This is a genomic window from Pseudomonas sp. EA_35y_Pfl2_R111, from assembly GCF_963970955.1.
Taxonomy (GTDB): Bacteria; Pseudomonadota; Gammaproteobacteria; order Pseudomonadales; family Pseudomonadaceae; genus Aquipseudomonas.
Map to the genome: position 1 here is coordinate 156,191 of NZ_CAXAOM010000006.1, position 12,039 is coordinate 168,229.

General features: G+C 62.7%; 12 protein-coding genes. 8 read left to right on the forward strand and 4 right to left on the reverse strand.

The window, feature by feature from the left end; all coding sequences use genetic code 11:
• Positions 1-240 precede the first annotated feature (240 nt).
• From modA to modC, 3 genes are read left to right on the forward strand one after another with little or no spacing between them, the layout of a single operon-like run.
• Positions 241-987 (forward strand): molybdate ABC transporter substrate-binding protein, encoded by a 747-nt coding sequence (gene modA / locus AACY25_RS19815; protein ID WP_339526958.1) that lies wholly within the window; start codon positions 241-243, stop codon positions 985-987.
• Positions 988-999: 12 nt separating this feature from the next.
• Positions 1,000-1,680 (forward strand): molybdate ABC transporter permease subunit, encoded by a 681-nt coding sequence (gene modB / locus AACY25_RS19820; protein WP_339526960.1) that lies wholly within the window; start codon positions 1,000-1,002, stop codon positions 1,678-1,680.
• A 47-nt stretch (positions 1,681-1,727) separates the two neighbouring features.
• Positions 1,728-2,819 (forward strand): molybdenum ABC transporter ATP-binding protein, encoded by a 1,092-nt coding sequence (modC, locus tag AACY25_RS19825; RefSeq protein ID WP_339527020.1) that lies wholly within the window; start codon positions 1,728-1,730, stop codon positions 2,817-2,819.
• Here modC and AACY25_RS19830 read toward each other — a convergent pair.
• A complete protein-coding gene (locus AACY25_RS19830) occupies positions 2,802-3,233 on the reverse strand; it encodes a hypothetical protein (protein ID WP_339526962.1) in 432 nt (143 codons plus the stop codon). The genes modC and AACY25_RS19830 overlap by 18 nt on opposite strands.
• Positions 3,234-3,360: 127 nt before the next feature.
• Here AACY25_RS19830 and AACY25_RS19835 point away from each other — a divergent pair, with 127 nt between their 5' ends.
• Positions 3,361-4,173: a helix-turn-helix domain-containing protein gene (locus AACY25_RS19835; RefSeq protein ID WP_339526964.1), complete on the forward strand. Its 813-nt coding sequence runs from the start codon at positions 3,361-3,363 to the stop codon at positions 4,171-4,173.
• Between the two features lie 102 nt (positions 4,174-4,275).
• Positions 4,276-5,019, forward strand: a complete 744-nt coding sequence (locus AACY25_RS19840) for a hypothetical protein (RefSeq protein ID WP_339526965.1) — start codon at positions 4,276-4,278, stop codon at positions 5,017-5,019.
• Between the two features lie 251 nt (positions 5,020-5,270).
• Here AACY25_RS19840 and AACY25_RS19845 read toward each other — a convergent pair whose 3' ends face one another.
• Complete coding sequence (locus AACY25_RS19845; protein WP_339526966.1) at positions 5,271-5,795, reverse strand: Mpo1 family 2-hydroxy fatty acid dioxygenase; 525 nt, start codon at positions 5,793-5,795, stop codon at positions 5,271-5,273.
• Between the two features lie 100 nt (positions 5,796-5,895).
• Here AACY25_RS19845 and AACY25_RS19850 point away from each other — a divergent pair, with 100 nt between their 5' ends.
• Together AACY25_RS19850 and AACY25_RS19855 are read left to right on the forward strand one after the other, a co-directional pair.
• Positions 5,896-6,579: a Crp/Fnr family transcriptional regulator gene (locus AACY25_RS19850; protein ID WP_339526968.1), complete on the forward strand. Its 684-nt coding sequence runs from the start codon at positions 5,896-5,898 to the stop codon at positions 6,577-6,579.
• Between the two features lie 78 nt (positions 6,580-6,657).
• The gene (locus AACY25_RS19855) at positions 6,658-8,640 is read left to right on the forward strand and encodes an alkaline phosphatase D family protein (RefSeq protein ID WP_339526970.1); all 1,983 of its coding nucleotides are present in this window, start codon (positions 6,658-6,660) and stop codon (positions 8,638-8,640) included.
• Positions 8,641-8,723: 83 nt separating this feature from the next.
• Here the strand turns inward: AACY25_RS19855 and AACY25_RS19860 are convergent, their stop codons facing one another.
• Both AACY25_RS19860 and AACY25_RS19865 read right to left on the reverse strand, forming a co-directional pair.
• Positions 8,724-10,037, reverse strand: a complete 1,314-nt coding sequence (locus tag AACY25_RS19860; protein ID WP_339526973.1) for an NAD(P)/FAD-dependent oxidoreductase — start codon at positions 10,035-10,037, stop codon at positions 8,724-8,726.
• 273 nt (positions 10,038-10,310) lie between these two features.
• On the reverse strand, positions 10,311-10,715 hold the full coding sequence (locus AACY25_RS19865) for a MerR family transcriptional regulator (protein ID WP_339526974.1): 405 nt from the start codon (positions 10,713-10,715) through the stop codon (positions 10,311-10,313).
• Positions 10,716-10,792: 77 nt separating this feature from the next.
• On the opposite strand from AACY25_RS19865, the gene AACY25_RS19870 reads away from it, so the two are divergent.
• Positions 10,793-12,025: an NADH:flavin oxidoreductase/NADH oxidase family protein gene (locus AACY25_RS19870; protein WP_339526976.1), complete on the forward strand. Its 1,233-nt coding sequence runs from the start codon at positions 10,793-10,795 to the stop codon at positions 12,023-12,025.
• Positions 12,026-12,039 lie beyond the last annotated feature (14 nt).

Below are 12,039 nucleotides of genomic sequence, written 5' to 3' on the forward strand. Positions count from 1 at the left end.
TGAACAGGGCGCTACTTGACTATTGAGTCAGTAATTGGCTTTATGCGCCTCAGCCCGCAGCGCTGATGCCTGTGTAACAGGGTTGTCGATTATCTCGGCAACCCTGTTTTTGTTGCTCTACAGAGTGCCTTGGTACGTAAATCGCTATATCTCATGAGATATAGCGAAGGTAGAGTAGCCAGGCGCATCAGCGTCGACAGAACAGCCGTTGGCCCTTGGCCGCACACCCAGGAGGTATCCATGCACGCGCGTATCGCGACGTTATTCGCCGTTTTTGCTATCAGCAGTCACGCCCTGGCTGAACAGGTTCAGGTGGCGGTAGCCGCCAACTTCACCGCGCCGTTGCAGGCGATTGCCAGCGAGTTTGAAAAGGACACTGGATACAGCGTGGTTGCCTCCTTCGGTGCCACTGGCCAGCTGTATGCGCAGATTCACAACGGTGCGCCGTTCGAGGTGTTTTTAAGTGCCGATGAAAGCACCCCGGCCAAGCTCGACAGTGAGGGTCTGGGCGTTAGCGGTTCGCGCTTTACCTACGCAGTTGGCAGCTTGGTGCTGTGGTCGGCCACGCCGGGTTATCTGGATGGCAGCGACGCGGTGCTCAAGGCCAACCAGTACAAACACTTGGCGATCGCTAACCCGAAAGCCGCACCCTACGGCTTGGCTGCCACCGAAGTGCTGGACCAGCTCGGCCTGAGTGCGGCGGTCAAGGACAAGCTGGTCGAAGGGCAGAACATCACCCAGGCGCATCAGTTCATTGCCACCGGCAATGCCGAACTGGGCTTTGTTGCGCTGTCGCAGGTGTACAGGGATGGTCAGCTCAGCAGTGGCTCGGCCTGGATGGTGCCGGCGCAGATGCACACGCCGATCAGGCAGGATGCGTTGATCCTCAAGAAAGGCGAACATAATCCCGCCGCGGCAGCCCTGACCGAGTACCTGAAAGGTGAGAAGGCGGCGAAGATCATCAAGTCCTACGGCTACCTACTCTAAAGGGCGGTTGTGATGCCACTGACTAAAGCCGATTTCGCCGCGGTTCTGCTGACCCTGGAGCTGGCATCGCTGACCACCCTGTTGCTGCTGCTGATCGGTACGCCGATTGCCTGGTGGCTGGCTCGCACTCACTCCAAATGGAAGCAGCCGATTGGCGCCATCGTCGCCCTGCCGCTGGTGCTGCCGCCGACGGTGATTGGTTTCTACTTGCTGGTGAGCATGGGCCCGCACGGTTTTATCGGCCAGCTGACTCAGAGCCTCGGCCTCGGCACCCTGACGTTTACCTTTACCGGGCTGGTGATCGGCTCGGTGTTCTATTCCCTGCCCTTTGTTGTGCAGCCGCTGCAGAACGCCTTCGAGGCGATTGGCCGTGCCCCGCTGGAGGCGGCGGCGACGCTGCGCGCCGGGCCTTGGGATGCGTTCTTCACGGTGGTGCTGCCGCTGGCCAGGCCGGGTTTTGTCACCGCGGCGATTCTCGGCTTTGCCCATACCGTGGGCGAATTCGGCGTGGTGCTGATGATCGGCGGCAATATTCCCGGCAAGACCCAGGTGGCGTCGGTGCAGATCTACAACCACGTGGAAACCATGCAGTACGCCCAGGCGCACTGGCTGGCGGGCGGCATGGTGCTGTTCTCCTTTATCGTGCTGTTGGCACTGTATTCCGGGCGAAGCCGCACGCGGGTGTGGCAATGATCTGGCCATTGGCGCGGCGCAATCCGGCAATTCGCACAGTCGCCGGGGTGGGCGAAATCCAGGCGCGTTTCAAGGTGGCGCATGCCGGTTTTACTCTGGATGTTGAGCTGAACCTGCCGGGTCGCGGCGTCAGCGCCCTGTTCGGCCATTCCGGCTCGGGCAAGACCAGCTGCCTGCGTTGTTTTGCCGGGCTGGATCAGCCGAGCGCAGGCTACCTGCAGGTCAACGGCGAGCTGTGGCAGGACAGTGCCCAGGGCATTTTCGTGCCGGCGCATCAACGCGCCGTGGGTTACGTGTTTCAGGATGCCAACCTGTTTGCCCACCTGTCAGTGTTGCGCAATCTGCAGTACGGGCTGAAACGCATTCCCGCAGCCCAGCGGCGAATTGCCCTGGAGCAGGCGGTCGAGCTGCTCGGGATTGAGCATCTACTGGAGCGCCTGCCGGACAGGCTGTCTGGCGGTGAACAGCAGCGCGTTGGCATTGCTCGCGCCCTGCTGACCAGCCCACGCCTGCTGCTGCTGGATGAGCCGCTGGCGTCCCTCGACCTCAAGCGCAAGCAGGAGGTGCTGCCCTATCTGGAGCGCCTGCACCAGGAGCTGGAGATTCCGATTGTTTACGTCAGCCACTCGCCGGATGAGGTGGCGCGCCTGGCCGATCATCTGGTGTTGCTCGAGGACGGCAAGGTCAGCGCCAGCGGCCCGTTAAAGGAAACCCTACTGCGCGCTGATCTGCCGTTTGTCTTCGAGGACGATGCCGAGGCGGTGGTCGATGGTCAGGTCAGCGGTCATGATCCGGACTACGGATTGCTCTCTCTGCAACTGCCTGGCAGCGCCATCAACCTACGCCTGCCCCATGGGCCGTTGCCGCTGGGCCAGTCGGTACGGATCAAGGTTAAGGCCCGCGATGTCAGCCTGAGCCTGCAGCAGGCCGAGGACAGCAGTGTGCTTAACCTGTTGCCCGCGCGAGTGCTGGACTGGATCAACGTCGCCGAACAAGCCCATGTACTGGTGCGCGTGCAAGTGGGTAGCGAGCAACTGATCGCCCGCATCACCCGCTACTCCTTCGACCGCCTGCAGATCCAGCGCGAGCAATCGCTGTGGGCGCAGGTCAAGTCGGTGTCATTACTGAGTACTCACTGAAGCCTGGGCAAACGTGCTGGGGATGTCCTGCGAGCGCTTTAGGCCGATCCACTCCAGCTCGATAAACACCAGCACTGCCACGGCCTGGACGATCACGAAGGCGTAGCCGAGCAGGTTCGGCGTGACCCAACCGCTGAGCAGCAACAGCACGCTGTGCACCACCCACAGGACGTTCAGGCCAATCACTGCATAGACCGCGGTTCGCGACAGGCTTTCGCGGCGCGATAGCCAGAGCAGAAAGGCCGCCAGCGGCAGCAGCACCAGGGCGGCGCCGAGTAGCAGCTCGCGCGGCAGGGCCAGCAGGCCGCTGAGCCAATCGGCCAGCAGCAGAAGTTGTGCGGCAGTGGCCACACCGACCAGCCCATCGGCGAGCAGGGCGCGGCGCAGTAACAGCGAAGGTTGCAAGGTGGTCATGGCGAAGTCTCCACAGAAGTACCGCCGAAATGGCGGGTTGGCCCTTAGATTTCGCCGATCCGCACGCCGTGTCGATTACCTAGCAGGTAATGGCTGCAATGACCTTGCTGGTCTATCGTCGATGCCCATGAACAGCCAAATCCAGCCCGTCGGGGCCCTGCTGCGCCAATGGCGCCAGCACCGTCGTCTAAGCCAGCTCGACCTCGCCTGCGAGGCCGATATCTCCACGCGCCACCTGAGTTTCGTTGAAACTGGGCGCGCACAACCCAGCCGCGAGATGCTGCTGTTGCTCGCCGAGCAGCTGGATATTCCCCTGCGTGATCGCAATCGCCTGCTCAGCGCTGCCGGCTATGCACCGTTGTTCACTCAGCACGCACTTTCCGAGCCGGCCATGGCGGCTGCGCGCAGCGCCATCGAACTACTGCTAAAGGCCCATGAGCCCTACCCGGCGCTGACCATCGACCGGCACTGGAACCTGCTGGCGGCCAACAGTGCTCTGGCGCCCTTTCTCCAGGGCATAGCCCCCGAGCTGCTGGAGCCGCCAGTCAATGTGATGCGCCTGAGTCTGCACCCCGGCGGGCTGGCCCCGCGTATCGTCAATCTGGGGCCGTGGCGCGCCTACCTGCTGTCGCGTTTACAGCGTGATATTCAGGCCAGTGGTGATGCCCAGTTGCAGCTGCTGTGGGATGAGCTGAATGCCTATCCGGGGCCAGCGGCGCCCGCGCAGTTCGACAGCGATACAGTGCTGATGCCGTTGCAGTTTGCCAGCGAGCAGGGTGTGGTCAGCCTGATCGGCACCACCACGGTGTTCGGCACCGCCAACGACATCACCCTGGCGGAGCTGGCGCTGGAAACCTTCTTCCCGGCCGATGCCTTCAGCGCGCAGTACTTGCGTGACCTGGCCGAACAGGCGCATCTTTCCGATGAAATCACTCTTTAGGCTGCTTTTCTCCAGTATTCAGTGCAGTACCCTGTTGCCCGCGATTGTATAAGCTGACCTGGTTCAGCACTGCTCACAAAAATAATAAGGAGCACCCCTCGTATGCGTTCTACAACGCTGTCTAGTTCGCTATGGCTGTGCCTAATCGGTTTGCTGGCGAGCCTCTCGCCGTTGGCCGTTGCCCAGGCCGTTACCCTCCAGGAACAAGTTCAGGTGCAGGCCAGCCGGGTTACCAGCAGCCTGATGCTGTTACGTGGCGAGGGTTTCCAAAAGAAACACCAGGAGGCCCTGGAAACCGATCTGCAGGCTCTGGCCGCGGCGGTGCAGAGCCTGCCGCAAAGCAGTGATGCCCTGCGCAGCGCCCATCAGGAACTGGTAGTGCAGATTCGTCGTGGCGTGGCCTTCGGCCCGAGCGAAGATGACATGCCCTGGCGCTACCCTGAAGAGCTCAGCAAGGCCCTGCTCGGCGTGCTCGAGGAAACCCGCAAGCTGGCCGGGCCAGATGACAACGAGCTGTCCGCTAAGCTTGAATACCTCTCGGTGCAGTACCTCAGCCGCGCCTACTTCGGCAATTTCGAAACCGCCCGCGAACAGCCTGACACCTACCTCGGCCAGGACGAACGCAAGATCGTACCGTCGGTGGATGCGCAGCTAGCCGCGCTGGACAGCAAAGCCGACCCGCAGGTGGGCAAGCTGAAAACCCGCTGGGATTACCTCAAGGCCGCGCTGGTCGACCTCAATAGTCAGAGCAGCGCGCTGCAGAGCGCCTCGGGCCGGCCCTTTGCGCCGATCACCGTGTATCGCCATACCCGCTCGCTGACCACGCAATGGATGGCGATGTACTAAGTCCGGCTACGATCTGCTGCGCGTCGGCCCTGCTGCGTTAAAAACAGGCTCGGAAAGTCGCTTGCGGCTAACGCGCTTTAGCGCGGCCCGAAGGGCGAGTGAAACGAGTAGTGCTCATGTACAAAAGTACACTCGTGTGCGAGCCCAGCCCGCTTCCTAGCCTGTTTTGACCAGCCGGAGGCTGTTACTAACGTAGCGCCTTGCAGGACTCTAGCTCGCAAGATCTTGAATACGTTCTAGGCGTGAATCGATCAAACCGCTGCTTTCTTCTCGCGAATACAGGTTGGGCCGGCGCGTTCGACGATGGCGTGTTCGATCTCTTTGCGCAGGCCCAGCAGGAAGGCCGCTTCGGCGGCGACGAACAGTGGGCCGATCACCAAGCCCATCACGTCATCGACAAACGCCGGTTTGCGCCCTTCGTAGTAGTGGCCGACGAACTGGATGGCCCAGCCGATCACGAACAGGCCGATCCCGCTGCTTAGCCATACCGCCGTCGACTGCACGGCCAGGCCTGCGGCCGCCCACAGGCTGAGCGCCAGCAGCAGCGCCATTAGCAGGCCGAAACGCAGGTCCAGGCGCAGGTAGAACACCCCCGCCGCCAGGGCTACCAGCAGGGCCGGGGACAGCCACAGGCCGAGCAGCTCGAAGCCGGGGCGTGACAGCAGCACGGCTACCGCCACAACGATCAGTGGAATACCGATAAAGTGGCTGAGAATATTGCGTTGGTCGCGGTGATAGGCCGCGTATTGAGCCAGATGATCAACCAGGGTCTTCATTATTATTTCCTCATGCAAGACAGGTGGCCAGGATGAACCCACGCTCACGCTGCGCTCTGTCAGCTAGCCGACAAATAGGTCGCCGCTACGGGAGCCGCCAATGAACAGCGTCCGCAGCTATCAGGCGCGCCTGTGTCAGGGCCATTGGTTCAGCGCTCTGCCCGCCGCGCTGCAGGAGGCGCTGCTGGCCGCCGCCCAGGTGCAACAGCTGGCGGCTGGGCAGGTGCTTTTTCGTCGGGGCGACAAACCCTGCGGCCTGTATGCCGTGGTCGAGGGCGGCATGCGCATCGGCGCGGTCAGTGCCACCGGCAAGGAAGCGCTGCTGACCCTGGTGGAGCCGCCCTACTGGTTTGGCGAGATTTCCCTGTTCGATGGCCAGCCACGCACCCACGATGCCTTTGCCGAAGGCCCCACCACTCTGTTGCTGGTACCGCAGGCGCGGCTGCTGGCGCTGCTTGAGCAACAGCCGCAGTACTGGCGCGACTTCGCCCTGCTGATGAGCCACAAACTGCGCCTGGCGTTTATCGCCCTGGAAGAGATGAGCCTGCTGCCCGCTGCCCCGCGTCTGGCCCGGCGCCTGCTGCTGATCGCGGAAAACTACGGCGAAGGCGAGCCGCGCCGGGTGCTGCACCTGCCTCAGGAACAGTTGGCGCTGATGCTGGCGATCTCCCGGCAAACCACCAACCAGATCCTCAAGGAGCTGGAAAGCCAGGGCATCCTGCGCCTGACCTATGGTGAGATCGAAATCCTCGATCTGCCGCGCCTGCGCGAAGCAGCGCAGTAAGCCCCGGCGGTAAAGAGTGAACCTCAGGCGCATAACTGCGTTCTACTAGGCGCCTTAACGCCAGAGCCTGATGTACTGATGCCGATGTCCGCCGCTGTTGCCCATGATGACCTGCCCCAGGTGCTGGCCGGCCCGTTGCTGCGCCGCATGGAGCCGCAGCGCCTGCTGCTGTGGCTGGTCGGTAGCCAGCCGTTGACGCTTAGCCTGCAGCTAACTCATGGCGAAGCTGCAGACCCGCAGGGCTACCCGCTACAAGGTGACAGCTGCCAGGTTATCCAGATTGGCGAGCAGGCGTTTATCCACCTGATCGATCTGAAGCTGGAGTTGCCGCTGCCCTGCGATGTGCAGATCGACTACGACCTGCTGATCGAACAGCCTGGTCGGCCTGCGCAAGGCATGGCCGACTGGGCACCGCACCTGCTGTACAACGACGCGACCCAGGCCAACTTTGTTCTGCGTGCGCGGCTGGATCATCTGCTGCACGGCTCCTGCCGCAAGCCGCACCACCCGGCGGCCGATGGCCTACTCTGCGCCGATCGCCTGCTGGCCGAGCCCCACGACCCCGAACAGCGCCCGGCGTTGCTGCTGATGAGCGGCGACCAGATCTACGCCGATGATGTCAGCGGGCCGCTGCTGCGCGCGATCCATCAGGTGATTGAGCGTCTCGGCCTGTTCGGCGAGCGGCTGGAAGGCGCGGTGGTCGATGATAGCGACGCGCTCTATGTACACCCGGCCAGCTACTACCAGCGCGCCGAATTGTTGCCGGCGCTAAAGAGCAATGAAACCCTGCGCGAGCGCTTCTTCGGCGGCGTGGAAAAGCCGGTGTTCACCACCAGCAGCGCCGACAACCACCTGGTGACCTGCGCCGAGGTGCTGGCCATGTACCTGCTGGTCTGGTCGCCGGTGCCCTGGACTTTACTCGACGCCGAAATGCCGGCACTCAGCGCCGAAGAAGTGCCGCGTTATCAGGCTGAACGTGGGCGCATCGAAGCCTTTCGCGGTGGCCTGGGCCAGGTCGCCCGTGCCCTCGCCCACCTGCCGACGCTGATGATCTTCGATGACCACGACATCACCGATGACTGGAATCTCTCCGCGCAGTGGGAAGAGACGGCCTACGGCCACCCGTTTTCCAAGCGCATCATCGGCAATGCGCTGATCGCCTACCTGCTGTGCCAGGGCTGGGGCAATAACCCGGATGTGTTTGCTGAGCCGCTGCAGATGATCCGTACGATGACCGAGGGCCGCAATGCTGCCAACCATATGGACAGTCAGCGGCAGGACGCGTTGATCGACACCCTGCTGAGCTTTCACCAGTGGCAGTTCGTCCTGCCGAGCATCCCGGCGCTGGTGGTGCTGGACACCCGTACGCGGCGCTGGCGCAGCGAGCGCAACCTCAAGCGGCCGTCCGGCCTGCTGGACTGGGAAGCGCTGTGCGAGTTTCAGCAGGAGCTACTGGATCAGCCGTCGGCGATCATCGTTTCGCCGGCGCCGATGTTCGGCGTCAAGCTGATCGAGACCATCCAGAAGGTCTTCAGCTGGGCCGGCCACCCGCTGCTGGTCGATGCGGAAAACTGGATGGCCCATCGCGGCGCGGCGCAGGTGATGCTGAATATCTTCCGCCACTCACGTACGCCGGGGAACTACGTGATTCTCTCCGGCGACGTGCACTACTCGTTCGTCTACGAGGTGCTGATCCGCCAGCGCAAGCGCGGGCCTAAGCTCTGGCAGATCACCAGCAGCGGCCTGAAAAACGAATTCCCGCCGCGTCTGCTCGACTGGTTCGACCGCCTCAACCGCTGGCTGTATGCGCCCTGGTCGCCGCTTAACTGGCTGACCACGCGCCGGCGTATGCAGGTCAGCCCGCGCATCCCCTCGCGCAGCAAGGCCGGCGAACGCCTGTGGAATGGCGCGGGGCTCGGCCAGGTGTTCTTCAACGAGCACGGCCAGCCGAGCGCGATCTACCAGATAAATGCCGATGGCTCGCCAGCGGTGGCCTTTGTCGATGACCGTGATGACGCGCCGGCCCCGCAGGTCGCGCGCAGCCTTGTTGGCAAGGGCTAAACGCTCGCGGCCAAGGCGCTCCTACAGGTTTAACCCTTTGTAGGAGCGGCCTTGGCCGCGATGATCGGTTGTCAGCGAATGGCTTACCGCAGCTTTTCCAGCATTTGGTAGTACCACATGCCGGCGGCCAGCATCGGGTTGCCGAACACGTCACCCAGCGGCACCTTGATGTGTTTGCAGGCGGCGAAGGTGTCGTAGTGGCCCATCGTGCCGGTCAGGGCGTTGGCCATGATCTCGCCCATGATGTGAGTGGTGGCGATGCCATGACCGGAGTAACCCTGGCAGTACCAGACGTTGTCCGAGAGCTTGCCCAGCTGTGGGATACGGTTGATCACGATGCCCATGGCGCAACTCCACTGGAAGTCGATATCGACGCCCTTGAGCTGCGGGAAGGTGCTTTCGATTCCGGGGCGCAGTTCCGCTGCGATGTCACGTGAATCGCGGCCGGAGTAGTTGCAGCCGCCGCCGAATAGCAGGCGTTTGTCGGCGGTCAGGCGGTAGTAGTCGAGTACAAAGCGGCAGTCGTATACGGCCAGATCCTGCGGATTCAGCTCATCGGCCAGCGCACCGAGCGGCGCGGTGGTGACGATGCCGCCCATGGCCGGGAAGATCATGCCCTTGAGCTTTTTCGGCTCCAGCTTGTGGTACACGTCGCCGGCCAGCAGCACCTGCTTGGCGTTGATCCGGCCCGCTGCGGTAACCACCGCCGGCTTGTCGCCGTGGATGATTTCCAGCACTTCTGAGTGTTCGAAAATCAGCGCGCCCAGGCTGGCGGCGGCCTTGGCTTCGCCGATGCACAGGTTCAACGGGTGCAGGTGCATATTGCGGGTGTTCTTCAGCGCGCCGTTGTACAGGTCGCTGGCCAGGTGGCTACGCACGCCGTCGCGGTCGAGCAGCGTCACGTCGGCGCCCATGCCCCGGCGCTGCGCTTCGGCGTAGGTGGCTTCGAGTTCCTGCATATGCGCAGGCTTCATCGCCGCATGCAGGTGACCGTGTTTGAGATCGCACTGAATGGCGTATTTTTCCACGCGATTCTTGATGATCTCGTGGCCGCGCCAGCGCAGGTGCCAGATAAAGTCTTCCACCTCCTCGCCGAGGCTGTTGCGCATCTGTTTGGTCATCGCTGCATCGCCGGACAGGCTGCCGGTGACCTGGCCGCCGTTGCGCCCGGTGGCGCCCCAGCCGATCTTGTTGGCTTCGACTATCGCTACCTTGAGGCCGCGCTCGGCCAGTTCCACCGCAGATGCTACGCCGGTAAAACCGCCACCGATGATCACCACATCGACGCTGAGCTCGCCTTGCAGGGTCGGGTAGTCGGTTTCCTCATTGAGGCTGGCGCTGTAATAGGACGGGCAGCGCTCGGCGGCGGGCGTTACGGGTTTAATGGCGGCGTTCATAAGCAGCTTCCTGGTAGACAACGGGAATGGACAAAGCAGTCAGGGCTGAGCGGTCCAGTCATCCGGCGGGCGCGCGTGGCGGCAATGCCACAATGCCCAGAACGCCAGGGTTTGTGGCAGCGTGACCTGATCACGCGTCGCGGCTGCGTGCGAAGGGGTGGGGGAAAACACAAGAGAAGAGTGCATGGCCGCAAGGTTCACACAGGGCCATGCGTTGGTTAAATGCTGTTTTTTACATGCTTGGTTGCTGCCGGGCTAAACATTAGGTGCCCATTACCCACCGCGCAATTGCGCCATCACCCGCTCGGCGTTTTCGGCACAAGGCATGCCTTCGGGTTTGCTTTCGATGCTGGCGATGATGCCGAGCAGCTGCGCCTTGTTCTGCGCTAGGCGCTCCTGCATGGCCTCGATCTCGACGACCTTGCGTTGCAAGCTGCCAAGCATCTGCTCATGGGCCCAGCCCTGCGAGTTAGCGTCAGGTAGCAGGTGGCGAATTTCCTCCAGGCTGAAACCGGCCTGCTGCGCGCAACTGATAATGCCCAGGGTTTGTACCGCCTGTTCCGGGTAGCTGCGATAACCGTTGGCCTGGCGCTGGGCGCTGATCAGCCCGCTGGCCTCGTAGAAGCGGATACGCGAGGCGGCCAGGCCGCTGCGCGTGGCCAGTTCACCAATTTTCATCATCTGCACTCCGGGCTATTGACCTTAAAGTTGACTTTAACCTTAGCCTTGCTCCATCTGCTACCCCGGAGTACGCCATGACTGCCTTCCAACCGCTGCAACTGCCCAACGGCACCACCGTGTTCAATCGCATCGCCAAGGCGGCGATGGAAGAGAACCTTGCCGACGCGACCCAGGGCCCGTCCAATGAGCTGCTGCGGCTGTATCAGGCCTGGGCGGAGGGCGGTGCCGGGTTGCTGCTCACCGGCAATGTGATGGTTGACCGCCGTGCCATGACCGGCCCCGGCGGCGTGGTGCTGGAAGATGAACGCCAGCTGGATAAATTCCGCGAGTGGGCACGTATCGGCCGCGCTCGGGACGCGCAGATGTGGATGCAGATCAACCACCCCGGCCGGCAGATGCAGGCCAACCTCGGCCAGCAGACCGTCGCCCCATCGGCCGTGGGCCTCGAGCTTGGTGGCTTATCAAAGATGTTCCCGCTGCCCAAGGCGCTGGATGAGTCAGAAATTCAGGACCTCATTCAGCGCTTTGCACGCACCGCGCAACTGTCCGAAAAGGCCGGCTTTACCGGGGTGCAGATCCACGCTGCGCACGGCTACCTGCTCAGTCAGTTTCTTTCGCCGCTGAGCAACAAGCGCACGGACAGTTGGGGCGGCTCGCTGGAGAACCGCGCTCGGCTGTTGCTGGAAGTGGTCAAGGCGGTGCGCACTGTTGTTGCGCCGAGCTTCTGCGTGGCAGTGAAACTCAACTCGGCGGACTTCCAGCGCGGTGGTTTCGACGCGGCCGACGCCAAACGCGTGGTGCAGCTGCTCAATGAGCTCGCTGTGGATATGGTCGAGCTGTCCGGCGGCAGCTATGAAGCGCCGGCGATGCAGGGCGATGCCCGCGACGGGCGCACTCTGGCGCGTGAAGCGTATTTCCTGGAATTTGCCGGCGAGATTGCCGCCGTTGCGCGCATGCCGGTGATGGTCACGGGCGGTATTCGCCGCTTGCCGGTGGTCGAGCAGGTATTAGCCAGCGGCGTGGCCATGGCGGGAATTGGCACGGCATTGGCGATCAACCCGGCATTACCCGCGCAGTGGCAGGCGGGTCAGGTTGAGGCGCGTGCCGAGCTGCCGCCTATACGTTGGAAGAACAAGGCGTTTGCCTCGTTGGCCTATATGGCTGCGGTGAAATATCAACTTCGCCAGCTCAGCCGGGGCAAGCGCACCAATGCGCAGGTTTCACCGTTGCGCGCCCTGCTGCTGGAGCAACTAAAAGCAGTACGACGCACCCGGGTATATAAACGCTTGATGGCAGACGCTGGCTAATTGGCCGGGCGCTC

Bases quoted from the DNA above. Each gene is read 5' to 3' on its own strand.
- modA (WP_339526958.1), top strand. From the start codon at position 241: ATGCACGCGCGTATCGCGACGTTATTCGCCGTTTTTGCTATCAGCAGT.
- modB (WP_339526960.1), top strand. From the start codon at position 1,000: ATGCCACTGACTAAAGCCGATTTCGCCGCGGTTCTGCTGACCCTGGAG.
- AACY25_RS19830 (WP_339526962.1), bottom strand. From the start codon at position 3,233: ATGACCACCTTGCAACCTTCGCTGTTACTGCGCCGCGCCCTGCTCGCC.
- AACY25_RS19835 (WP_339526964.1), top strand. From the start codon at position 3,361: ATGAACAGCCAAATCCAGCCCGTCGGGGCCCTGCTGCGCCAATGGCGC.
- AACY25_RS19840 (WP_339526965.1), top strand. From the start codon at position 4,276: ATGCGTTCTACAACGCTGTCTAGTTCGCTATGGCTGTGCCTAATCGGT.
- AACY25_RS19845 (WP_339526966.1), bottom strand. From the start codon at position 5,795: ATGAAGACCCTGGTTGATCATCTGGCTCAATACGCGGCCTATCACCGC.
- AACY25_RS19850 (WP_339526968.1), top strand. From the start codon at position 5,896: ATGAACAGCGTCCGCAGCTATCAGGCGCGCCTGTGTCAGGGCCATTGG.
- AACY25_RS19855 (WP_339526970.1), top strand. From the start codon at position 6,658: ATGCCGATGTCCGCCGCTGTTGCCCATGATGACCTGCCCCAGGTGCTG.
- AACY25_RS19860 (WP_339526973.1), bottom strand. From the start codon at position 10,037: ATGAACGCCGCCATTAAACCCGTAACGCCCGCCGCCGAGCGCTGCCCG.
- AACY25_RS19865 (WP_339526974.1), bottom strand. From the start codon at position 10,715: ATGAAAATTGGTGAACTGGCCACGCGCAGCGGCCTGGCCGCCTCGCGT.
- AACY25_RS19870 (WP_339526976.1), top strand. From the start codon at position 10,793: ATGACTGCCTTCCAACCGCTGCAACTGCCCAACGGCACCACCGTGTTC.